This window comes from Pseudomonas sp. LBUM1659, from assembly GCF_059716045.1.
The window spans coordinates 2,458,903-2,481,545 of the sequence record NZ_CP166797.1 but is presented as its reverse complement, the minus strand read 5'-3'; the positions used below and the strand labels follow the sequence as shown (position 1 = coordinate 2,481,545).

Below are 22,643 nucleotides of genomic sequence, written 5' to 3'. Positions count from 1 at the left end.
GCTGATGGCCCCTTCGCGGGCAGCCCGGCTCCTACAGGAGAATGCATTCCCTGTAGGAGCAGGGCTTGCCCGCGATGGCCCTATGAGGCACCAGAGATTTCGGATTAATCGTTGATGAGTTTCCCAACCCGAATCGGCTCACGCCCCGCCACCTTCGCCTGCCACGTCCCCGGCTGTGTATACCGCCCGCGATCAATCGCAAACAACACGCCGCTGGTCCCGGCGCGAACCGTGGTCACCCGGTCATTCAACGGATCAACCACTTCAAACAGCGCATCACCCCGCTCCACCCATTCACCGGCATCGCGCAGGAAACTGACCACGCCATGATGCGGCGCAAACAGGTACTCGGTGCCTTCGAATGGCATGCCTTCACAGCATTCGCTCGGTGCCACCGGCCAGGTGCCTTTGATAAAACCCTGCTCGGCCAGGAAACCGAGGATGGCCTCGCAATTGGCCTGAGCCTGATCAACCCGCGTGTCTCCCATGCTGCCCAGTTCCAGGGTCGTCGCCAGGTTGGCCGGGGGAATGGCGGCTTCAGGAAATGCCCGCGCCAGACGCAACCACGGCGAAGAGCACGACTCGTCGAACGAGCTGCCGCCGGAATCTTCACACAATAACGCCACGCCGGCCTTCAACCGTGCCGCCAGCGATTGCCACTGCGGCCAGTGCTGCGGCAACGCATAGATATGAATCGCCGCATCGAAATCACAGTGCAGATCGAGGGTGATGTCGGCATCGCACGCATGGCGCAACAGCAAGCGATGCATGGCTTCCAGCTGCGAGGCCGGTGCCGGCAAGCCATCGAGCACCTGGCCCATGGTCTGGCGAATCAATGCGATGTTGGCCTGCGCATCGTCGCCCAATCGGTCGCCGATCAACGCGGCCACCGGTGCGTTGAGCTCGACAAACGAACGGTTGAAGTTCTTGCCGCTGCCCAGCTCAAAGCGGCCCATGTGGTTGCCTTGCAGGTGCTGATCGAGGCCGATCGGATTGGCCACCGGCACCAGCTCGATCACGCCCTGCAATTGGCCCTGGGTTTCGAGTTCGGTCAGACGCTTTTTGAGTTCCCATGCCGTGCGCATGCCCGGCAGTTCGTCCGCATGCAGGCTGGCCTGGACGTAGACCTTACGCGTGCCCGCGCCATAACGAAACACGCTGAGGGTACGTTCGGTGCCCAAGTGGCTCCAGGGCAGTGAATGGTCGATGCGTTGCATGGTGAACTCCTGATGCCTGAGCGGTAAAAACATACAAGGAGTGAGCTTGCTCGCGAAAGCGGTGGATCAGTCGGAAATTTTTTAACTGACCCACCGCTTTCGCGAGCAAGCTCACGCCTACAAGGTTCTCTTTTGCTAGAGAGAATGCACAAAAAAAATGGCAACCGCGTCAACGGTTGCCACTTTTTTGAACGGCGTGATTACTCGCCGTAAACGTCAAACTTGAAGTACTTGTCTTGCACTTGCTTGTACTTGCCGTTGGCGCGGATTTCAGTGATAGCGGCGTTGAACTGGTCAGCCAGCGCGGTATCGCCCTTGCGCACAGCAATGCCGGCGCCGCCACCGAAGTACTTCGGATCGTTGTACTCAGGGCCCACAAAGGCAAAACCTTTACCGGCGTCGGTTTTCAGGAAACCGTCGTCCAGGTTGACAGAGTCCGCCAGCAGCGCGTCAACGCGGCCAGAGACCATGTCCAGGTTGGCTTCCTGCTGGGAGCCGTAGCGAACCAGCTGGATCCCGGCCGGCACCAACACTTCAGTGGCGAAGCGGTCGTGGGTACTGGCGCGCAGCACACCGACTTTCTTGCCTTTGAGATCGGTCAGCGGGTCCTTGACGTCGGTGCCTTCTTTCATCACGAAGCGCGCCGGGGTGTGGTAGTACTTGATGGTGAAGTCGACGTTCTTTTTACGGTCGTCGGTGATGGTCATGGACGACAGGATCGCGTCGATTTTCTTCACTTTCAGTGCCGGGATCAGGCCGTCGAACTCTTGCTCGACCCACGTACACTTCACTTTCATCTGCTCGCACAGCGCATCGCCGATGTCTACGTCGAAACCGGTGAGTTTGCCGTCAGGGGTTTTCATCGAAAATGGTGGGTAACCGGCTTCGATGCCGATGCGGATCGGCTTGGCGTCATCGGCCACAGCGGTCAGGGACAACATCGACAGTGCCAAGGCACCGAACATCACTAGCTTTTTCATTTATAACTCCTGTGTGCGGAGGCTTTTATTGGCAGCTTACGATTGGCTTTCGGCCGGTGAAAACCGAAGTGGTCGGCAGTCTAGAGTGGCTGCCGGCGGGCAAATTGTGTTGAAGCGACAATTACTTATAGAAAAGTGGCTGGTGTAATAGAGTCCCTTGAAACGTGCGCCACGGCGGTGCAAAGACTGTAGGACAAGCCCTTTTTTCAGACAAAACCTACAAGCAAAAACGACAGAGAATCCTGATGCCAACACTCAATCTGATCCAGCACCACCCCGCCGAAGGGCCTGGTGCGATTGCTGACTGGGCCACGTCCCGAGGCCTGACGTTGAACGTCTTTCGCGCTGACCTCGGTCAATTGCCACCCGTGAGTGCGGCGCCGGTGATTGTGTTGGGTGGACCTTATGAATCCAACGCCGGGCCACAGTGGCTGGAGGCGGAACGGCAGTGGCTGGCGGGCAGTCTGGAACAGGGCGCGGCGGTGTTTGCGATTTGCCTGGGGGCACAGTTACTGGCGTTGAGTCTGGGCGGCAAGGTGCGGCGGATGGATCGAACCGAAACCGGCTGGACCACGGTGACGTTCGACGATGGGCAATTGTTGAAGGTGCTGGAGTGGCACGAAGACGCGATCGAGCTGCCGCCTCAAGCACAGTTAGTGGCCAGCAGCGCTCAATGTGAGCAGCAGATGTATCGCGTAGGGTCGACGCGGGTGGGGTTGCAGTTCCATCCGGAGTGGAATGCCGAGTCAGTGGCGATGCTGAATGAACACTTTGCCGAGGAATCACCGTTACCTCGAGGTGAACAGGACAGCGCCGCTTATGCTGCCGTTAATGACTGGTTGCAGGCGACGCTGGATGGGTGGTGGGCGGCAAGCTCAGCCTCTCGTTGAACGTCTGGATTCGAGGGCTTTGTGGTGAGAGGGCTTTTGTGGCGAGGGAGCTTGTCGGGACGGTGCGGCGTTCCGACAAGTTCCCTCGCCACAGTTGATCACCTTTGTCTGTGAGTCAGCATTCGCAACCAAGGACGGAATTGGCCGGACGCTGCACCGCCACACTCAATTCAAACCCTTCATCCAGCCACCCGGTCACCCCGCCGATCATTTCCTTGACCGGGTAACCCAGCGCCGCGAGTTTCACCGCGGCCTTGTTGGCGCCATTGCAATGCGGGCCCGCGCAATACACCACGAGTAAGCTGCTTTTCGGGTAAGCCGCCAGACCTTCCGCGGTCAGCAGTCGCCCCGGAATGTTGATTGCGCCCGGCACATGACCCCGTTCGAACGCCAATGGACCACGCACATCCACCAATACAAAATCCACCTCGCCGGCCTGTTGACTGCCGTGGACGTCGGAACAGTCGGTTTCGAAGGTCAGACGGTTGCTGAAATGCATCAGGGCGATGGCCGAAGGGGCGGCGGGAATTTCGCGAACCAGGCTGGTCATGGGCTGTACTCCAAAGTGCGGGTGGGTGTGAGAAGACTTTATCCGCCCGACACTTGCCGCTACAGTGGCGCACAAGACACTCACCGGGAACTTTACGCCAAATGCAGCCTACCCCTGGATTGGTCGCGATTCTGGCCTACGACGGCCTCTGTACTTTCGAGTTCGGCATCGCCGTGGAGATTTTCGGCCTGGCGCGGCCCGAGTTCGACTTCCCGTGGTACGAACACCGGATTGTCGCCGTGGATCGGGGGCCGATGCGCGCCATGGGCGGGATTCAGGTGCTGGCCGATGGCGGCATGGAACTGCTCGAAGACGCCCGGACCCTCATCATTCCTGGCTGGCGCGACCGCCACGCGCCAGTGCCCGAGTACTTGCTCGACGCCCTGCGAAAGGCCCATGCGCGCGGGGCCCGATTGCTGTCGATCTGCTCCGGCGTTTTTGTGTTGGCGGCGACCGGTTTGCTGGACGGACACGGCGCCACCACCCATTGGCGCTACACCACCGAACTGGCTGAACGTTTTCCGAATATTCTGGTGGACCCGGACGTGTTGTATGTCGATTCCGGCCAACTGATTACCTCAGCCGGCAGCGCGGCGGGCATCGATGCGTGCCTGCATCTGGTGGCAAGGGATTTCGGCACGCACGTGGCAAACTCGGTAGCGCGACGGCTGGTGATGTCACCGCAACGCACCGGCGGCCAGGCGCAGTTTATTCCGACACCGGTCAGCCCGACGCCACGCAGCGATGTGTCACGCGTCATGCAATGGGCGCGGCAGCGCTTGCATGAACCGCTGGAGGTTCGGGAACTGGCGAGTGAGGCGGCAATGAGTGAACGGACGTTTCTGCGCCGGTTTACAGAAGCCACCGGGATGCCGCCCAAAGCGTGGTTGCAGCATGAGCGACTGGCGCGGGCCCGGGAGTTGCTGGAGAGCACTGGGCAGAATACGGATCAGATTGCCGAGCAATGCGGGTATCGATCCGTGGAGAGTTTTCGAGTGGCGTTTCGCGGGGTGGTGGGCGTGCCGCCGTCGGTGTATCGGGAGCGGTTTGGGCTTGGGGTCAAGGCTGCCATTTGAGGTGTGTTTGGGGGCCTCGTCGCGAGCAGGCTCGCACATTGGGTCTCCTGTGGGACATTGAATGTGCGGTGCAACACAATCCCTGTGGGAGCCAGCCAGCCTGCTGGCGATGGCGTCAGCCCAGACACCGCCGGCCTCAGGGCTTACGCAGCAAATAGGTATCCATAATCCACCCATTCGCCAATCGAGCCGCCTTGCGCACCCGCTCAATCTCATCCGCCACATCCTTGAGCTTGCCGCTGATCAGGATTTCATCCGGCGTACCCAAATAAGCCCCCCAGTAAATCTCGGTCTCCGGATCCGCCACTTGATGGTAGGCATCCTGCGCATCCAGCATCACCACCACACTGTCTGTATCACTCACCTGCCCCGCCGCCAGCCGTCGCCCGGTGGTGATTTCAATTGAGCGACCAATGCGATTGAGCGGCACTTTATGCTGGGCCGCCAACGCCTGGACGCTGGTAATGCCGGGGATCACCTCAAACTCAAACACGCAGTGGCCCGAGGCCAGGATCGCCTGCAAAATCCGGATCGTGCTGTCGTACAGCGACGGATCGCCCCACACCAGGAAACCGGCGCACTGGTCGTCAGTCATTTCCTCGTTGATCAGTCGCTCGAAGGTCAACTGCTTGGCAAGGTTGAGGTCTTCGACACTGGTCGTGTAGTCCACCTCACCGCGTTCACGCTCCGGGCTGTGGGCTTCGACGAAGCGGTAGTCGCGATTAGTGATGTAGCGCTCGCAGATCTCGCGCCGCAGGTCGATCAGTGAGTCTTTGCTCTGGCCCTTGTCCATCAGGAAAAACACGTCGACGCAGTTCAGCGCCTTCACGGCCTGCATTGTGATGTAGTCCGGGTTGCCGGCGCCGATGCCGATGACCAGCAGCGTTCTCATCACTGCCCTCCTTGGGCATCAGTGCCGAGCAATCGCAGGCGCCAGCGCCCGGTGAACCGCAATTCGATGGCCGACAACGGTTCAACGTCGATCTGGTTGAACGCCGCGCCCTGCAACACGTGGGTGAGTGCGGCGCGTATGACAAACGGATGGGTGATCGCAACAATGTGCCCCGGTGTCGCCTCAAGGGTTTTCAGCCACTGCGCCACGCGCAGCCCCAGTTGCGCCACCGATTCACCGCCATGCGGCGCCGAGCTCCGGTCATCGAGCCAGGCCTGGAGCGCCTCGGCTTGCGATGTTTGCAAGTCATCAATGGATACGCCATGCCACTGTCCGAAGTCGCAATCCCTCAATGCCGCGACGACTTCAACCTCATCGCCAAACAAAGCGGCCGTTTGCCGGGTACGCAACTCCGGTCCGCAGAGTAAACGCGGTGTCCGCTGAAACACGTGACGACGCGAACCCTGCGCCGATTGCCAATCCATTTCCAACGGTTCATTTGTAGGAAAACGCGCCAATTTTTGTGCGACGGTTCGCGCATGACAGATCAGAGTCAAACGGGTTGCTTGCACGGATGATCACCCTGTCGATGAAACAAAAAACGGCAACACGCCGCAAATAGTTGCCCAATTGTGCCGCAAGAAGCCCGGTTCAGGGCGTTTCGTTTTAATCGGCAAGCACGGGTTACCGGCCCAGTGAGCCGATGAAATTCGGCAATATCCGACACGGTTATAGGTGATGTCCTACAAGCGCTGTCGACTTCCGTGTAGCCCCCGTAGCACAGGGATTTCGCCCGGTTTTTGGGCTCGAAAAAATCACGAAAAAATTCACTAGACTTGTAGAGTCCGCTACACAAATACTGTTTTAGCAATTTATGAAATGAAACCGACACACCCGTCCAGCAGGAGCCCGGATGCCCACCCTTAGAGACCTGATTACCGACGCTGGCCTGGAATTGACGCCGGCGGAACGCAAAGTCATACGTGCCTTGCTGGACCAGTACCCCCGTAACGGACTCGGTCCGATGTCACGTTTGGCCGAACACGCCGGTGTCAGCGATCCCACCATTGTGCGGCTGGTGAAGAAACTCGGTTTCAGCGGTTATGCCGATTTCCAGGAGGCCCTGCTCAGCGACATGGACCATCGCTTGCGGTCCCCCAGCGCCCAGTTGCAACCGCGCTCCCATCTGCAAAAAGGCGATGCCTGGAGTCACTATCTGGAGGGCAGCCATCGGGCGCTGGTGGATACCCACGCGCTGACCCAGCCCGAAGACATCCGGATCCTCGTCGAGTGGTTGCTCGACACCCGCCATCAGGTGCATTGCTTTGGCGGGCGCTTCAGCAGTTTCCTCGCCCACTATTTGCTCAACCACCTGCGCCTGTTGCGACCCGGCTGTTTTGCCCTGGAAGACAACGCACAACTGCCGGACCGAGTGTTCGACGTGCAGCGTCAGGACGTGGTGCTGGTGTTCGACTATCGCCGCTACCAGTCGCGTACCTTGCGGCTGACCAGCGCCGTCAAGAGCCGATACGCCCGGGTGGTGTTGTTCACTGACATCTATGCTTCACCGCTGCGGGAGATGGCGGACCTGATCATCAGTGCGCCGGTGGAATCGGTGTCGGCCTTCGACACTATGGTGCCCGCGCTCGCCCAGGTGGAGGCGTTGATCGCCTGCCTGACTTTGCGCAGCCCTGACCTGGCCGATCGCCTGGAAGGCATCGACACCCTGCGCGGCGAATTTGACACCCACCTGCTGGAGGATAAATAAGGATGTTTACGCTCCCCCATCGCTCACCCCGGGACCTGCCGTTTACCGCCAACCACACCGCGTTGTTGCTGGTGGACATGCAGCGCGCCTGGCTCGAACCGCAATTCGACCCGCACCTCAACGGGCCGGACGCCGAGTACTTTTTGACTCGCGCCCACATGCAGGTGGTGCCCAATCAACGCCGGTTGCTGAGTGCCTTTCGCAGCGCCGGGCAAAACGTGCTGCACACGATCATCGAAAGCCTCACCGCCGATGGCCGCGACCGCTCGCTGGACCACAAACTCTCGGACATGCACGTGCCCAAGGGCAGCCCGCCAGCGCAAATCATCAAAGACCTGACACCCACAGAGAACGAAATCGTCTTGCCCAAGACCTCCTCCGGGACGTTCAACTCCACCAACATCGACTACGTGCTGCGCAACCTTGACACTCGACATCTGGTCATCGCCGGCATCGTCACCGACCAATGCGTAGACATGGCGGTGCGTGACGCCGCCGACCGCGGTTATCTGGTGACGCTGGTAGAGGATGCCTGCGCGACTTACACGCCGGACCGCCATCACGCCTGCCTGAATGCGATCAAAGGCTACTGCTGGATCACTGACACCCGGACCGTCCTTGACCGGTTGCAGGAGATGCCGGCATGAGCGCACGCCTTTCACCGCTGCCCATGACCACCCTCGTTACCACTGACCTGATCGGTGTAACACGCGGTCGCTCGTTTCCCACGGACGAACTCGAACACTACCTGGCAGCGGGCTGCGGCTGGGTCCCGGCCAACAGCGCATTGACGCCCCAAGACATCATCGCCTCCACCAACCCGTGGGGCGCTTATGGCGATTTGCGGCTGATCCCTGACGTCAGCAGCCGGGTGACGGTAAACAATGGCCCGGATGACACCGCCCCGGTGCTGGATTTCATTCACGCCGACATCCGCGAAACCGATGGCCGCCCGTGGGGCGCTTGCCCGCGCACCCTGTTGCGCAATGAAGTCGAGCGTTATCGCGCCGAACTGGGCTTGCTGGTCAACGCGGCGTTTGAGCATGAATTCAACCTGAACAGCGGCGCGACAGAACACCTCGCGTTCTCCCTTGAGGCTCAACGCCAGGGCGCCGAATTCGGTGGCTGGTTGCTCAGTGCCCTGCGTGCCGGTGGCGTCGAACCTGAGATGTTTCTGCCCGAATATGGCAAACACCAATACGAAATCACCTGTCGCCCGGCCCTCGGTGTGGCTGCAGCGGATCGTGCGGTGAACGTGCGCGAAATCACCCGAGAAATCGCCCGGCAGATGAACCTGGACGTGAGCTTCGCGCCCAAGACATCCGAGCACGCGGTGTGCAATGGCGTGCACCTGCATGTCAGCCTGCTGGACCTGGCCGCTCAACCGGTGATGTACGACGCAGGCACCACCAATGGCCTGTCGACCCTCGGCCAGCACTGGGCCGCCGGCATCCTGCATTACTTGCCTGCACTGTGTGCGTTGACGGCGCCGACGCCGGTGTCCTACGAACGATTGCAGCCTCATCACTGGAGTGCGTCCTACGCCTGCCTTGGCCAACGCAACCGTGAAGCGGCGCTGCGCATTTGCCCGACTGTGAACCTGGGCGGCAAATCGGTGGCGGCACAATACAACGTGGAGTTTCGCGCCCTGGACGCCACGGCCTCGCCACACCTGGCGATGGCGGCGCTGCTGATCGCCGGGCGACTGGGCATCGAGCAGCGCCTGGCCTTGAATGCGATCACCGATGAAGTCCCCGACGCCCTCAACGAAGAGCAACGCCAGGCCCGCGGCATCATCGCCCTGCCCGCGTCCCTTGCCCAGGCGCTGGACTGCCTGCGCCAGAGCGAGGCGCTGATCGAAGCCTTGCCGAGTGCATTACTGGACACCTACTTCGCCCTTAAATCCGAGGAGTTGACGCTGACGGAACAGCTGTCGCCCGCCGAACTCTGTGAGCACTATGCACGCCTGTACTGAATTTCCTGAACTCGGGCTGTTCACCGAGCCGGCCTTCACCTTGAGCCGCGAAGCCAGCGAGCACCCGCTGATTCTGGTGTGCGAGCACGCCAGCCGGTTTATCCCGGCCGCACTCAATGACCTTGGCCTTGGCCACGAAGCGGCCCGCGAGCACATCGCCTGGGATATCGGCGCCCTGGCGCTGGCACAGGGTTTGTCCAATGCGCTGGGTGCGACGTTGCTGGCGGCCAATTACTCGCGGTTGCTGATTGACCTTAACCGCCCGCTGCAAGCGCCGGACAGTATTGCGCCCCAGAGTGAGATTTATCCGATTCCGGGAAACCGGGAGCTGGACGAGGCCACTCGCGAGTACCGCCGGCAATGCCTGTTCAAGCCGTTTCATTCGCAACTGCAAACCTTGATCGACGAACGTCTCGCACAAGGCCGGCCGGTGCGGCTGGTCGGCATTCACAGCTTCACCCCGGTTTACCACGGCCAACCCCGAGCGCTGGAAGCCGGTGTGCTGTTTGGCGAAGCCAAGGACTATGCCCAACGATTGATCGATGGCTTGAGTCAACACCCGTTGAAGGTCGCCGCCAATGAACCGTACAAGATCAACCCGCTGGGCGACATGACCGTCCCCGTGCACGGCGACGCGCGCGGGTTGGAGGCGGTGCTGATCGAGGTGCGCAACGACCTGTTGCGCACGCCTGAAAACGTCAGTCGCTGGACCGACTACCTGGCACCACTGTTGTAAACCGGTTGCTTCAAACTCGCAGCCAGCCGCTGCTAATACCCCAAGGAGAAGGGCCTCATGGAAGTTGAGAAATTTGGCTACAAGCAAGAATTGAAACGCAGCCTGACACTGACCGATCTGGTGGTGTACGGGATGATCTTCATGATCCCCATCGCGCCCTTTGGCGTGTACGGCTATGTCAATGCGGAGGCACCGGGCATGGTGCCGCTGGCCTACGTCATCGGCATGGTTGCGATGCTGTTCACGGCCCTCAGTTACGGCAGCATGGCCCGGGCTTTTCCGATTGCAGGCTCGGTGTATTCCTACGCACAACGGGGCCTCAACCCCCATGTCGGGTTTATCGCCGGCTGGCTGATGCTGCTCGACTACCTGCTGATTCCACCGCTGCTCTACGTTTATGCCGCGATGGCGCTGAATCACCTTTACCCGGACATCCCGAAAGTCGGTTTCATCCTCGCGTTTTTGGTTAGCGCGACCTTTGTGAACTTGCGGGGCATTACCTTCACCGCACGCATGAATATCGTGTTTCTGCTGGCGCAACTGGTGGTGCTGGGGATCTTCCTGTTCTACGCCTGGAACGCACTGCACAACGGCGGCGGTAACGGTCAGCTCACGCTGGCGCCGCTGTACAACCCCGAGACCTTCAATTTCGCCCTGCTGATGCAAGCGGTGTCGATCGCTGTGCTGTCGTTCCTGGGGTTCGATGCGATTTCCACCCTCGCTGAAGAAATCAAAGGCGACCCGGGCCGTAGCGTCGGCAAGGCTGCGTTGATCACCCTGCTGGTGATGGGCGCTATTTTTGTCGTGCAGACCTGGATTGCCACGGATCTCGCCGCGGGTATGGGGTTCAAATCCGCCGACACCGCGTTCTATGAAATCGCCGACATCGCCGCCGGCAGTTGGCTGGCAACCCTGACCGCCGTGGCCACGGCCCTGGCCTGGGGCGTGGCGGTGGCGATCACCTCGCAAGCGGCGGTATCGCGCCTGCTGTTCGGCATGGCCCGGGACGGCAAGCTGCCCAAAGTGCTGGCCAGGATTCACCCCAAACACAACACCCCGTATCTGAGCATTTACCTGGTGGCGGTGCTATCACTGGTGATCTGCTATCTGTTCATCAATTCGGTCGATACCCTCACTTCGCTGGTGAACTTCGGTGCGTTGAGCGGTTTCATGTTGCTGCACCTGACGGTCATTAACTACTACTGGCGTCGGCAGAAGTCCGGCCAGGTGATCCGGCATCTGGTCTGCCCGTCGGTTGGCTTTATCATCGTCGCGGCAATCATGTACAACATGGGGATTGATGCACAGAAGCTGGGCCTGATCTGGATTGCGTTGGGGCTGGTGTATCTGTTTTTCCTCAACAAACCGGGCGCCAGCACCGTGCTGTCCGACCCGAGCAACGGCTGACAAGAAAAAGGGCGGCGTCTGACAACAAATCAGGCGACCGCTGATTTCACGCGTGGAACCCGACAGTGATAGTCAGGTTCGGTGCACTGCACCGAGCCCTTTGATACAGGAGTGCAGCCATGCTGGTCTTACGCCCAGTCGAGTTAACCGACCTGCCCCAGCTACAACAACTGGCACGCGACAGCCTGGTAGGCGTCACGTCGTTGCCGGACGACACCGAGCGCCTGCGCAGCAGAATTGTCGATTCCTGCGCCTCATTCGAAAAAGACGTTGAGGAGCATGGCCCGGAGAACTACTTCTTCGTGCTTGAGGACCTGACGGCCCGGCGCCTGGTCGGGTGCTCGGAAATCCTGGCCACCGCCGGTTTCAACGAGCCGTTCTACAGCTTGCGCAACCGCCACTTCACCAGCGCCTCCCGGGAACTGAACATCGAACATGGCGTCCCGGCGCTGTCGTTATGCCAGGACCTCAACAGTCACACCTTGCTGCGCGGCTTTCACATCGACGCCCCGCTGGTGCGCACCGCGTTTTCGGAGTTGCTGTCACGGGCGCGGCTGCTATTCATCGCCGCCCATTCACAGCGATTTGCCGAAGCGGTGATCACCGAAATCGTCGGCTACAGCAGCGATGACGGGCATTCGCCGTTCTGGGATGCGCTGGGTAAACACTTTTTCGACCTGCCTTATGCCGAAGCCGAACGACTGTGCGGCCTGGAAGCCCGGACCTTCCTCGCCGAACTGATGCCGCAGTACCCGATCTACGTGCCGATGCTGCCCCAGGCGGCGCAGGACTGTATCGGTCGGATTCACCCCGACGGCCAGGAGGCCTTCGATATTCTTGAGCGCGAAGGGTTTGAAACCAACAGCTACATCGACCTGTTCGACGGTGGCCCGACCCTGTATGCGCGCACCTCGAACGTGCTCTCCATCGTCCAAAGCGTGACCGGCACAGTGCAGACGGGTTCGCCCATCGATACGCGCGGTCGTTACCTGGTCAGTAACGACGCACTCAAGGGTTATCGCGCGATCGTCGCTGAGCTGGATGTCCAAACCGGGCAACCGGTGGGGTTGAGCGCCGACATGTGCGTAGCCCTGAACGTGACCGATGGCAGTCCGATCCGGCTGATCGCCCTGTGAGCACCACCCGGCCCCGCGCCCAACGACAGCGCCCGAACAAGTGCGAAGAAGGAGCAGCATCATGATTGTCCGCCCGGTTAGCGTCACCGACCTGCCCGCCTTGATGGATCTGGTGCAACAAGCCGGCCCCGGGTTCACCACCCTGCCTGCCAATGAGGAACGCCTGGCGCACCGGGTGCGCTGGGCCCAGCGGACGTTCACCGAACAGGTCGAGCGTGCGGATGCCGATTACCTGTTTGTGCTGGAGGATGACGATCAGCACGTGGTCGGCATCAGTGCATTGGCCGGCGCCGTAGGCCTGCGCGACCCTTGGTACAACTATCGGGTCGGGCTGACCGTCAGCGCTTCGCCGGACCTGGGGATTGAGCGGCAGATTCCGACCTTGTTTCTGAACAACGAAATGACCGGCCAATCGCAACTCTGCTCGCTGTTTCTGCGGCACGATCAACGCCTGGGTACAAATGGTCGCTTACTGTCGCTGGCACGCCTGCTGTTCGTTGCCGAGTTCCCGCAACTGTTCGGCGACAAACTCATCGCCGAGCTGCGTGGCAGTGCCGACGCGCAGGGCTGTTCACCGTTCTGGGACAGCCTGGGCCGGCATTTCTTCAAGATGGAGTTCAGCCACGCCGATCACCTGTCGGGGCTGGGCAGCAAATCATTCATCGCCGAACTGATGCCGCGCCAACCTCTCTACACCTGTCTGCTGACTGAACAGGCCCAGGCCGTGATTGGCAAAGCACACCCGAACACGGAGCCGGCAATGAAGATCCTCAATGCCGAGGGGTTTGCCCACAAGGGTTACATCGATATTTTCGACGCCGGGCCGGTGATTGAGGCTCCCGTGTCGAACATCCGCACCGTGCGCGACAGCCAGGCGCTGGTATTGGCCATCGGCACGCCCGACGAACAGGCGCCGGTGTGGCTGATCTATAACCGCCGCCTGGAAAACTGCCTCATTACCGCCGCCCAGGCTCGAATGGTCGGCAACAGCCTGGTTGTCGACCGACTCACCGCCAAACGCCTGCAACTGCAACCCGGCAACTCGGTGCGCGCGGTGCCGCTGCTGAATCGACAGAGACAGGCTCTGGCCGCATAACCGGATTCTGAAACCTCCCCATATCTGTGGCTAGGGAGCTTGCTCCCGCTGGGCTGCGGAGCAGCCCCAAAACTGCCCCCTTTTCGCATTTGTTGATTTTACGGCTACTGCGTAGCCGAACGGGGGCAAGCTCCCTCGCCACAGGATGGGCGTGATCCTGCCAGTGCAAAATTCGTCATCATCTTCTCATCGTCCGCGTGATAGCCTTTTGTTCCTTCGGCGTTGACACTTTTGCTCAAGCCCTTCCATTCCCATTGCAGTGGTGGAACTCGTATGTCCAGGCTTTCCCATCAAGATTTGCGCCGTAACTTTCGCGAACTGTTCGCTTCCAACATCTGTTACCACACGGCTTCGGTCTTCGACCCGATGTCGGCCCGCATTGCGGCTGACCTGGGTTTTGAAGTGGGGATTCTGGGCGGCTCCGTCGCATCGTTGCAGGTGCTGGGCGCTCCCGACTTTGCGTTGATCACCCTCAGCGAGTTCGCCGAACAGGCCACACGCATCGGTCGTGTCGCACAATTGCCGGTCATCGCCGACGCCGACCATGGCTACGGCAACGCACTCAACGTGATGCGCACCATCGTCGAACTTGAACGCGCCGGCATCGCCGCACTGACCATCGAAGACACCTTGCTGCCGGCGCAATTCGGCCGTAAATCCACCGATTTGATCGGGGTCGCGGAAGGCGTGGGCAAGATCCGCGCAGCGTTGGAAGCCCGGGTTGATTCGGAAATGGCGATCATCGCTCGCACCAACGCCGGCATCCTGCCCATCCAGGAAATCATCAACCGCACCCAGCAATACCAAGCGGCCGGCGCAGACGGGATCTGCATGGTGGGTGTGCAGGACTTCGACCAACTGGAAAAAATCGCCGAACACCTGAGCGTGCCGCTGATGCTGGTCACCTATGGCAACCCGGCGCTGCGCGACGACAAACGCCTGGCCGAGCTGGGTGTACGGGTGACCATTGATGGTCATGGTGCTTACTTCGCGGCGATCAAGGCGACGTACGACAGCTTGCGCGAGCAACGACAGATCTTTACCCAGGCCTCGGACTTGAGCGCTACGGAACTGACGCATACCTATACGCAGCCAGAAGATTACATTCGTTGGGCGCAAGAGTTTATGCGTGTGAAGGAGTGATGGTTTAGCTGGTTTAGCTGTATTGCCTGGGCTGACGCCATTGCGGGCAAGCCACGCTCCCACATTTGAAACGCATTCCCCTGTGGGAGCGTGGCTTGCCCGCGAAGAGGCCGGTTGCAACACCGCTAGATTGCAGCCTTGAACCCCTCCTCCCGCTGCAACGCCCGCGCCTGAATCACATCCAGTATCGCGCACCCTTCACGCATCAGCAGATGCACCGCCCCGGTCACACGCGTCAGATCACAGTCTGAAATACCTTTGAGTCCAAGGCTGGACAAGGTGTCCGCCAGATCACGAACCACCGTGAAGCGATGCGCCGCGCAGGCTGCGAGGTCGCTGAGTTCTTTGTGGGTATTGATGAAGAGCACCGGGTTTTCGGCGTCGTAGGTGTCGATGGGGAGGTAGCGAGGCATAACTTGGTCGTGCATTGTTGTAACTCCTGTAATTAGAGCAACCACCTTTCGCGGCCAAACGAAAAAGGTGGCGGCCGTACGCGGGTTGGCCGACCGGTTACAGGACTCCGGCACACCCGAAGGTGTCCCACGCACAGCCGCCATAACACGATGTATCAAGCGTTAATTGCCTGAACGGTGTCGGGAAGCTGGACGTTCCTGTATCCGACCGGCCAAGGTCGTTCGCGGAGTTTTCCGCGAGCCCGAACTATAGGGGTCGATACCGAAACGCGGCAACAGGGTACGTTGTAGGAAACGTCTTGGAAAGTTGTGCGCCTCATGCGTGCGCAGATCCCTTGTGGGAGCGAGCCTGCTCGCGATGGCGGTGGGTCAGCTTGCAATGATGTGGATGATCAGACGCTATCGCGAGCAGGCTCGCTCCCACAGGGGAATGGCGGTGAAGGGTTAAACCGAGTCGAGCAGTTCGTGATACGGCTTGCCATTGATGCGGCAAATCACCCGATTGCGCCCAGTGGTCTTGGCTTCATACAACGCCTGATCCGCATCGTTAAGCCACAAGGTTGCGTCGGTATGCGTCGGGTCAAACGCTGCCAGACCAATGCTCAAGCTGACCTTCAACCCCGGACTCTGCTCGTAACCTAACGTGGCAAAACGGTCGCGCAAGGCGTCCATCGTCGCGGCGGCGCTGTTCAACGGCATGTCGGGCAGGATCACGCAGAACTCGTCGCCACCATAACGCCCGGCAACATCGGTGGCGCGCAGGTTCTGCTTGAGCATCTTGCTCAGCTGGCGCAACACGATGTCCCCGGCGACATGGCCGTAGGTGTCATTGATGATTTTGAAATGGTCGATGTCGATCAGTGCAATCGCCCCGCCCTGCTCGCGTTGGCAACGCTGGAATTCGATTTCCAGCTGGTCCTTCCAGGCGCCATGGTTCAACAGGCCGGTCAGGCTGTCGGTGCGGCTCAGGGCCAGCAACTCGCGCTTTTGCCGGCCAAGTGTGGTGGCCTGGCGAAAGCAGAGCCAGCCCAGCGTCAAGGGATACACAATCAGCAGGGGCATGCAGGCGAACATTTGCAACGGTGTCGTCGACGGGATGAAGGTCGGGGTAAACACCAGCCCTCCGACCCCCATCCCGAGAATCTGCGCGACGAAGCCTACTAACAGGAAACGCAAGCCGCCAATGGCGACATTGTTCATCGCCATCATCGACAGCGTTGCAACGCTGGGTAGCGGATTGAATTGCATGGCCGCCACCCAGAAACCGCCGAGAAAGGCATCCACCAGGATGTTGCGGTGCTCGGCGTGAAACGGCACCTTGGCCCGTCGCGCCCACTGATGGGCAACGTGCGGCCAGAACACGCCGTTGAACACCACCAGCCCCCACACCCACGGCGCCGGATCGAGTGGGTACATCGCGGCACTCACGCACAACAATCCCAAGGCCAGGCCCAAGGTTCGCGACGCATAGAGCCTCCTGGCCAATGAAAGTCCTTTTCCTCCCGAATTTCCCATAGGGCCTCTGCGCCACTGAACGGAACTTGATAACACCGGGGTTGCAGGTGCGTTGAGAGTCTATCAGGGCGACGTTAAATAGCCATCACCGGCGAGCGGGCTGAATACCAGGGTATTGCCACCACGCGAGTCGTCAATGTTTGGCTATACATGAAGGAAGGGTTCAATAAATAACCATAAAAAAGGAGGCCCATGCAGACTTTTCAAGTGTTGATCATTGGCAGCGGTTTTGGCGGTCAGTGCGCGGCAATCAATTTGCTCAAGGCTGGCATCGACGATTTTCGCCTGCTGGAACGACGGGACTTTTTCGGCGGCACCTGGTGCCAGAACACCTACCCCGGCGCGGCGGTGGATGTGCCCTCGCCGCTGTATTCGCTGTCCTTTGCGCCCTATCGCTGGACGCAAATGTTCGCCGAACAGGCGGAATTGCACCGCTACACCCAGTACGTGGTGGAACACTTCGGCCTGCGCGACAAGGTCGAACTGGAAGCCAATGTCGAACGGATCGAATGGGATGACGCCAGCAAACGCTGGGCAGTGCATACCGGCACCAAAGGCACGTTTTACGCGCAGTTTCTGATTAACGCGACAGGGCCGTTGAGCCAACCCGTTGTCCCGCACTTCGAGGGCATGGAACGCTTTCAGGGCAAGACCTTTCACACCAACAACTGGGACCATTCCTACGATTACCGGCAAAAACGCGTGGCAATCATCGGCAGTGGTGCCAGTGCCGCGCAGGTGATCCCGGCGATTGCCCCGGACGTCGAGCACCTGCACGTGTTTCAACGCACGCCGCACTGGGTGCTGCCAAGGGCGGACCGCGCATTTGGCCCGTTTCAGCGTTGGCTGCTGGGCCTGAAACCGGCCTACAAACTGCTGCGCTGGATGATCTACTGGCAGTTCGAAACCCGGGTGATTGCCTTCAAATACTCGAAACCGGCCATTCACATGGTCCAGCAACACGCACTGCGCTTCCTCAAGCGTCAGGTGCCGGACCCCGAATTACGCCAAAAACTGACACCGGACTTCACCATCGGCTGCAAACGCGTGCTGATCTCCAGCACCTACTACCCGGCACTCGGCCGCCCCAACGTGACGTTGCACAGTCGCGAACAAGGCATCGCCGCCATCGATGAAACCGGCATCGTCACTCAGGACGGCCAGCACATCGACCTCGACCTGATCGTCTGGTCCACCGGTTACGACGCCACCGACGGGGTGATTTCCTACCCGGTCACCGGCAAACACGGCACGCAACTCAAGGACGTCTGGGCGCAGTATCCCCGGGCTTATCTGGGCACCAGCCTGCCCGACTTCCCGAACCTGTTTATCGTCACCGGCCCCAACACCGGCATTGGCCACACCTCGGCGCTGTTCATCATCGAGTCACAGATGAATTACATCCTCGACTGCATCCGTACGTTAAAAGCCCAAGGTTTACGCAGCATTGAAGTACGCGCCGAAGCGGAACGTACCTACACTGAAATGATCCACCGTGAAATGGAGCGCACCGTATGGAAGTCCGGAGGGTGCCACAGTTGGTACCAAAGCAAGAGCGGTCATGTAATTGCCATGTTTCCGGGGTTCAGTTTCAGCTATCACCGATTGACCCGGGCTTTGAAACCCGCCGACCACATCCTGTCCTGATCACGTTAAAGGAAGTCATCCGATGCTTCTATTCGTTGTCATTATCGCGGTTGTCGTGGCCTGGAGCTGGTTGAACTATCCGGCCATCGGTTATTGGCTGTATGACTTGAACATGGCAATTGAAGCCAAGCTGTATCGGCTGCACAAAATCGTCGTGCCCATTAACGAGATGACCGTCTCGACCTGGCAAGGCGGGCCGTATGAGGCGTCCAGCAGCGTGCTGATGCTGCACGGCTACAGTGCCGACAAAAACCTCTGGCTGCGCTTTGCCCGCCACTTTGTCGGTAATTATCGGGTCATCATTCCGGACATTGCCGGTCATGGCGAAACCGGCTTCAAGGCGGGCGGCGGCTATGACATCCCGCTGCAAGCCAAGCGGATGATCCAGTTGCTGGATGTCTGCGGAGTCGAGAAGGTGCATGTGATCGGCAATTCAATGGGCGGTTACATCGCGGCGTGGCTGGCGGCCACGTACCCGGACCGGATCGCCTCCGTGGCGCTGATCGACCCGGCCGGGGTCACCGCGCCCGAGGCCAGTGATCTGGAGCGGCATTTGGCCAAGGGGCATAACCCGTTTCTGATTCACTCACGGGAAGAGTTCCGACACTTCTACGCCATGACCATGGCCGAACCGCCGTGGGTGCCCGGCGTGGTGCTGGACGCCTTTGCTCATCGCTATGAGCAAAGCCGCGATGAACTGGAAGAAATCTTCAACGACTTTCGCGCCAGCCCGCCGATGGAGCCGAAACTGGCTGACATCAAGTGCCCGGCGCTGTTGCTGTGGGGGCACAAAGACCGTTTGATCGACGTCAGCAGTGTGGCGGTCTGGAGCAAAGGCATCGTCGATTTGCGGGTGCATATCTGGGATCACAGTGGCCACATGCCGATGGTCGAACAGCCGGCGAATACGGCACGGTTGTACCGTGAATTTTTGGGATCGCTACGCACGCAAAGCCGTTCCCATTTGTAGGACCCTGCAAGCAGTCCCTGGCAGAATGAAGTTCGTAAGATTCTTCGTTTGTCGGCGGCGCTGAAGGCTGCGATCTTTTCGCACATCCTTTACGTCACCGCGCCAGGAATTTTTTTCATGAGCCAGCCACGCTTCGTCAGCCCTGACCTGATCCGCCAACGCTTCTCCAAAGCGATGTCAGACATGTACCGCGAAGAAGTGCCGTTGTACGGCGCGCTGATGGAGTTGGTGGAGCAGACCAACCAATACGTGCTGGACAACGACCCGCAGATCACCCGTCGGTTGAACAGCACCGGTGAAATCGAGCGCCTGGACCTTGAACGTCACGGAGCCATCCGCGTCGGCACCGCCACAGAACTGGCCACCCTCGCCCGTTTGTTCGCGGTGATGGGCATGCAACCGGTGGGTTATTACGACTTGACCCCGGCCGGCGTGCCGGTGCATTCCACGGCGTTTCGCGCGGTGCACGAAGCGGCGTTGCAGGTCAGCCCGTTTCGCGTGTTCACCTCGCTGCTGCGCCTGGAACTGATCGAAGACCTGGAACTGCGCGCGTTCGCTCAGTCGGTGCTGGATAAACGCCAGATCTTTACCCCGGCAGCGCTGACCCTGATCGAGCGTGCTGAAACCGAGGAAGGTCTTACTGAAAACGAGGCGCAGCACTTCGTCGAACAGGCGCTGGAAACCTTCCGTTGGCACCACAGCGCCACCGTCACAGCCGAGCAATACCAGAAACTCAGTGCCCAGCATCGCCTGATCGCCGACGTCGTGGCCTTCAAAGGCCCGCACATCAACCACCTGACGCCGCGCACACTGGACATCGACATCGTCCAGGCGCAAATGCCGGCCCACGGCATCAGCCCCAAAGCGGTGATCGAAGGCCCACCTCGCCGTCAGTGCCCGATCCTGCTGCGCCAGACCAGTTTCAAGGCGCTGGACGAGCCGGTTGCCTTCACCGATCAAGCTGAAACCCAAGGCAGTCACAGCGCGCGCTTTGGTGAAATCGAACAACGTGGCTCCGCACTGACGCCTAAAGGTCGGGCGCTGTACGACCGCTTGCTCAATGCCGCACGGGACGAGTTGAAAGACTTCCCCAACGAAGCCAATGCCGCCCGTTACAACGCCCTGATGGTGCAACACTTTGGCGAGTTCCCTGACACATACGAAGGTTTGCGCCGACAGGAACTGGCGTACTTTCGCTACTTCGTGACGGAAAAAGGCCGGGAGTCGGCTGCGCAGGATTCGTTGTCGCTGGAGGATTTGCTCGACGGCGGCTATTTGCGGGTTGAACCGCTGGTGTATGAGGATTTTCTGCCGGTAAGCGCAGCAGGGATTTTCCAGTCGAACCTGGGGGACGCGGCGCAAACCCACTATGGCGTGCATTCGAACCAGCAGGCGTTTGAGCAGGCGCTGGGGCGATCGACGATTGATGAGTTGGGGTTGTATGCCGAGACGCAGCGGCGTTCGGTTGAGGAATGCTATGCCACGTTGGGCCACGCGATCTAAAGCACACTTGTAGCAGCTGGCGCAGGCTGCGCCAGCTGCTACAGGTTTAGCGGAGTTTCGTCAGCAACGCCTCGGCGGCAGCTTCGGACGACGCCGGGTTCTGACCGGTGATCAGCAATCCATCCGTGAGTACATAGCTCGCCCAATCATCGCCCTTGGAATAAATCCCGCCCTTCTCCTTGAGCATGTCCTCCACCAAAAACGGCACGACGTTCGTCAACTGCACCGCCTCTTCCTCCGAGTTGGTAAAACCCGTCACGCGCTTGCCTTTGACCAATGGCTGGCCATCCGCGCCTTTGACGTGACGCAATACGCCCGGCGCATGGCAGACCGCAGCGACCGGTTTACCAGCCTTGATAAACGCCTCGATCAGCGCAATCGAAAAGGTGTCTTCGGCCAAATCCCACAGCGGGCCATGGCCGCCCGGATAGAAAACCGCATCGTAATCTTCGACCCTCACGCTGTTCAGCAGCGCAGTAGAGGCTAATGCGGATTTAGCCGCAGAGTCTTTGTTGAACCGATCCGTCGCCCCGGTTTGCGCGCCCGGCTCGTCACTTTTTGGGTCTAGCGGCGGTTGGCCGCCCTTGGGCGAGGCCAGGGTCAGCTGAGCACCGGCGTCCTTGAAGGCGAAATACGGTGCGGCGAATTCTTCCAGCCAGAAGCCGGTTTTCTTACCCGTATCACCCAATTGATCGTGGGATGTTAAAACCATCAGGATTTTCATGTCGTTCTCACTCCGGTTCAGGGTTGTTCGGTCGCTCGACGGCGCTGTTTTTATGGACCCTGCGGCCGGTCGATTCGTTGCACCGGATGCAGGTTGTCTTTGACGGGTGGCGCAATGCCGTTATGCGCAAGAAGTTGCGCACCTCTCCTACAGAAAGGTCCCGCCTGGATGCTGATCGCCCGGCCAGACGCGCCCTCCAGCCGAGTGCGCAAGAAGTTGCGCAGTGGTGTGCAAGTTCTTGCGCACATTCCTTAGGGATCTTCGCCGACAAAACTTACAGCGGCCGAAAACCAACGCCAACCAATTGATCTATATGGCTTTCACCGCTTTTGGCACGGACCTTGATTAGCGTATGGCACCCACCGGGCGATATCGCCTCCCGGGCACCCTTAATTTTTTAGCAAGGAGCACATCCATGGCTACACCAGCGTACATGTCCGTCACTGGCGAGAAACAAGGTCTGATCACTGCCGGCGCATTCACCGCCGACTCGGTTGGCAACACCTACCAGGAAGGCCACGAAGACCAGGTCATGGTTCAGGCTTTCAGCCACGACGTGATCATCCCGCGTGACCCGCAGTCCGGCCAGCCAACCGGTCAGCGCGTTCACAAGCCAGTGGTTATCACCAAGGTCTACGACAAGTCCTCGCCACTGCTGCAAGCCGCTCTGACCTCCGGCGAGCGCATGAGCGAAATCGTTATCCAGTGGTATCGCACCTCGGCTCAAGGTACCCAAGAGCACTACTACACCACCAAACTGGAAGACGCCATCATCGTCGCCATCAACAACAAAATGCACAACTGCCAGGACCCGTCGAACTCGCACTTCACGCACCTGGAAGAAGTGCAATTCACCTACCGCAAAATCACCTGGACCCACGAAGTATCCGGTACTTCGGGTTCCGATGACTGGCGTCTGCCGGTCGCCTGATCCAGGCCGACCGTCTCAAGCATCGGCCAGCTCTGCTGGTCGATGTTGTTTTCACCCTTCCAGAATTTTTGCGT

22 protein-coding genes are annotated in these 22,643 nt (G+C 59.8%); 14 read left to right on the top strand and 8 right to left on the bottom strand.

The annotated features are described in order from the left end of the window. Nucleotides 1-104: 104 nt before the first annotated feature. Entirely contained in the window at nt 105-1,217 is a 1,113-nt protein-coding gene (locus ACA048_RS11260) for a succinylglutamate desuccinylase/aspartoacylase family protein (protein WP_497629166.1), read from the bottom strand. Between the two features lie 200 nt (nt 1,218-1,417). Next, the gene (locus ACA048_RS11255; protein WP_497629165.1) at nt 1,418-2,197 is read right to left on the bottom strand and encodes an ABC transporter substrate-binding protein; all 780 of its coding nucleotides are present in this window, start codon (nt 2,195-2,197) and stop codon (nt 1,418-1,420) included. Nucleotides 2,198-2,442: 245 nt separating this feature from the next. On the opposite strand from ACA048_RS11255, the gene ACA048_RS11250 reads away from it, so the two are divergent. Then, on the top strand, nt 2,443-3,087 hold the full coding sequence (locus ACA048_RS11250) for a type 1 glutamine amidotransferase (protein WP_497629164.1): 645 nt from the start codon (nt 2,443-2,445) through the stop codon (nt 3,085-3,087). Between the two features lie 115 nt (nt 3,088-3,202). Here ACA048_RS11250 and ACA048_RS11245 read toward each other — a convergent pair whose 3' ends face one another. After that, the gene (locus ACA048_RS11245) at nt 3,203-3,637 is read right to left on the bottom strand and encodes a rhodanese-like domain-containing protein (protein ID WP_497629163.1); all 435 of its coding nucleotides are present in this window, start codon (nt 3,635-3,637) and stop codon (nt 3,203-3,205) included. Nucleotides 3,638-3,738: 101 nt separating this feature from the next. Here ACA048_RS11245 and ftrA point away from each other — a divergent pair, with 101 nt between their 5' ends. Next, a complete protein-coding gene (gene ftrA, locus ACA048_RS11240) occupies nt 3,739-4,713 on the top strand; it encodes a transcriptional regulator FtrA (protein WP_497629162.1) in 975 nt (324 codons plus the stop codon). Between the two features lie 136 nt (nt 4,714-4,849). Here ftrA and cobF read toward each other — a convergent pair whose 3' ends face one another. Together cobF and ACA048_RS11230 are read right to left on the bottom strand one after the other, a co-directional pair. After that, a complete protein-coding gene (gene cobF, locus ACA048_RS11235; RefSeq protein WP_497629161.1) occupies nt 4,850-5,605 on the bottom strand; it encodes a precorrin-6A synthase (deacetylating) in 756 nt (251 codons plus the stop codon). Then, a complete protein-coding gene (locus ACA048_RS11230; protein WP_497629160.1) occupies nt 5,605-6,177 on the bottom strand; it encodes a histidine phosphatase family protein in 573 nt (190 codons plus the stop codon). Before ACA048_RS11230 ends, cobF begins: the two co-directional genes overlap by 1 nt. 341 nt (nt 6,178-6,518) lie before the next feature. On the opposite strand from ACA048_RS11230, the gene ACA048_RS11225 reads away from it, so the two are divergent. From ACA048_RS11225 to ACA048_RS11190, 8 genes are all read left to right on the top strand, one after another. Continuing rightward, on the top strand, nt 6,519-7,373 hold the full coding sequence (locus tag ACA048_RS11225) for a MurR/RpiR family transcriptional regulator (RefSeq protein ID WP_489336876.1): 855 nt from the start codon (nt 6,519-6,521) through the stop codon (nt 7,371-7,373). Nucleotides 7,374-7,375: 2 nt separating this feature from the next. Next, complete coding sequence (locus ACA048_RS11220; RefSeq protein ID WP_497629159.1) at nt 7,376-8,020, top strand: cysteine hydrolase family protein; 645 nt, start codon at nt 7,376-7,378, stop codon at nt 8,018-8,020. Then, the gene (locus tag ACA048_RS11215) at nt 8,017-9,348 is read left to right on the top strand and encodes a glutamine synthetase family protein (protein WP_497629158.1); all 1,332 of its coding nucleotides are present in this window, start codon (nt 8,017-8,019) and stop codon (nt 9,346-9,348) included. Before ACA048_RS11220 ends, ACA048_RS11215 begins: the two co-directional genes overlap by 4 nt. Continuing rightward, nucleotides 9,332-10,084: an N-formylglutamate amidohydrolase gene (locus ACA048_RS11210; RefSeq protein ID WP_497629157.1), complete on the top strand. Its 753-nt coding sequence runs from the start codon at nt 9,332-9,334 to the stop codon at nt 10,082-10,084. The genes ACA048_RS11215 and ACA048_RS11210 overlap by 17 nt, the downstream gene beginning before the upstream one ends. A 57-nt stretch (nt 10,085-10,141) precedes the next feature. Further along, the gene (locus tag ACA048_RS11205; protein ID WP_497629156.1) at nt 10,142-11,491 is read left to right on the top strand and encodes an APC family permease; all 1,350 of its coding nucleotides are present in this window, start codon (nt 10,142-10,144) and stop codon (nt 11,489-11,491) included. Nucleotides 11,492-11,610: 119 nt separating this feature from the next. Next, nucleotides 11,611-12,627 (top strand): arginine N-succinyltransferase, encoded by a 1,017-nt coding sequence (locus tag ACA048_RS11200; protein WP_497629155.1) that lies wholly within the window; start codon nt 11,611-11,613, stop codon nt 12,625-12,627. 61 nt (nt 12,628-12,688) lie between these two features. Continuing rightward, entirely contained in the window at nt 12,689-13,723 is a 1,035-nt protein-coding gene (astA, locus tag ACA048_RS11195) for an arginine N-succinyltransferase (protein WP_497629154.1), read from the top strand. 273 nt (nt 13,724-13,996) lie between these two features. Beyond that, nucleotides 13,997-14,866: an isocitrate lyase/PEP mutase family protein gene (locus ACA048_RS11190; RefSeq protein ID WP_497629153.1), complete on the top strand. Its 870-nt coding sequence runs from the start codon at nt 13,997-13,999 to the stop codon at nt 14,864-14,866. Between the two features lie 125 nt (nt 14,867-14,991). Here ACA048_RS11190 and ACA048_RS11185 read toward each other — a convergent pair whose 3' ends face one another. Beyond that, complete coding sequence (locus ACA048_RS11185; RefSeq protein ID WP_497629152.1) at nt 14,992-15,294, bottom strand: hypothetical protein; 303 nt, start codon at nt 15,292-15,294, stop codon at nt 14,992-14,994. A gap of 429 nt (nt 15,295-15,723) precedes the next feature. Beyond that, on the bottom strand, nt 15,724-16,794 hold the full coding sequence (locus tag ACA048_RS11180) for a diguanylate cyclase (protein WP_497629151.1): 1,071 nt from the start codon (nt 16,792-16,794) through the stop codon (nt 15,724-15,726). Nucleotides 16,795-16,986: 192 nt separating this feature from the next. On the opposite strand from ACA048_RS11180, the gene ACA048_RS11175 reads away from it, so the two are divergent. The 3 genes from ACA048_RS11175 (at nt 16,987) to hglS (ending at nt 20,914) form a co-directional block, all read left to right on the top strand. After that, complete coding sequence (locus ACA048_RS11175) at nt 16,987-18,441, top strand: flavin-containing monooxygenase (protein ID WP_497629150.1); 1,455 nt, start codon at nt 16,987-16,989, stop codon at nt 18,439-18,441. A gap of 22 nt (nt 18,442-18,463) precedes the next feature. Further along, nucleotides 18,464-19,411 carry an alpha/beta fold hydrolase gene (locus ACA048_RS11170; protein WP_497629149.1) on the top strand — a complete coding sequence of 316 codons (948 nt, stop codon included), beginning with the start codon at nt 18,464-18,466 and terminating at the stop codon, nt 19,409-19,411. Nucleotides 19,412-19,528: 117 nt separating this feature from the next. Then, nucleotides 19,529-20,914 carry a 2-oxoadipate dioxygenase/decarboxylase HglS gene (gene hglS / locus ACA048_RS11165; RefSeq protein ID WP_497629148.1) on the top strand — a complete coding sequence of 462 codons (1,386 nt, stop codon included), beginning with the start codon at nt 19,529-19,531 and terminating at the stop codon, nt 20,912-20,914. A gap of 46 nt (nt 20,915-20,960) precedes the next feature. On the opposite strand, the gene ACA048_RS11160 is transcribed toward hglS, so the two are convergent. Continuing rightward, nucleotides 20,961-21,638, bottom strand: a complete 678-nt coding sequence (locus ACA048_RS11160) for a type 1 glutamine amidotransferase domain-containing protein (RefSeq protein ID WP_497629147.1) — start codon at nt 21,636-21,638, stop codon at nt 20,961-20,963. A gap of 415 nt (nt 21,639-22,053) precedes the next feature. Here ACA048_RS11160 and ACA048_RS11155 point away from each other — a divergent pair, with 415 nt between their 5' ends. Beyond that, nucleotides 22,054-22,569, top strand: coding sequence for an Hcp family type VI secretion system effector (locus ACA048_RS11155; protein WP_007948242.1), 516 nt, complete (start codon nt 22,054-22,056; stop codon nt 22,567-22,569). Nucleotides 22,570-22,643 lie beyond the last annotated feature (74 nt).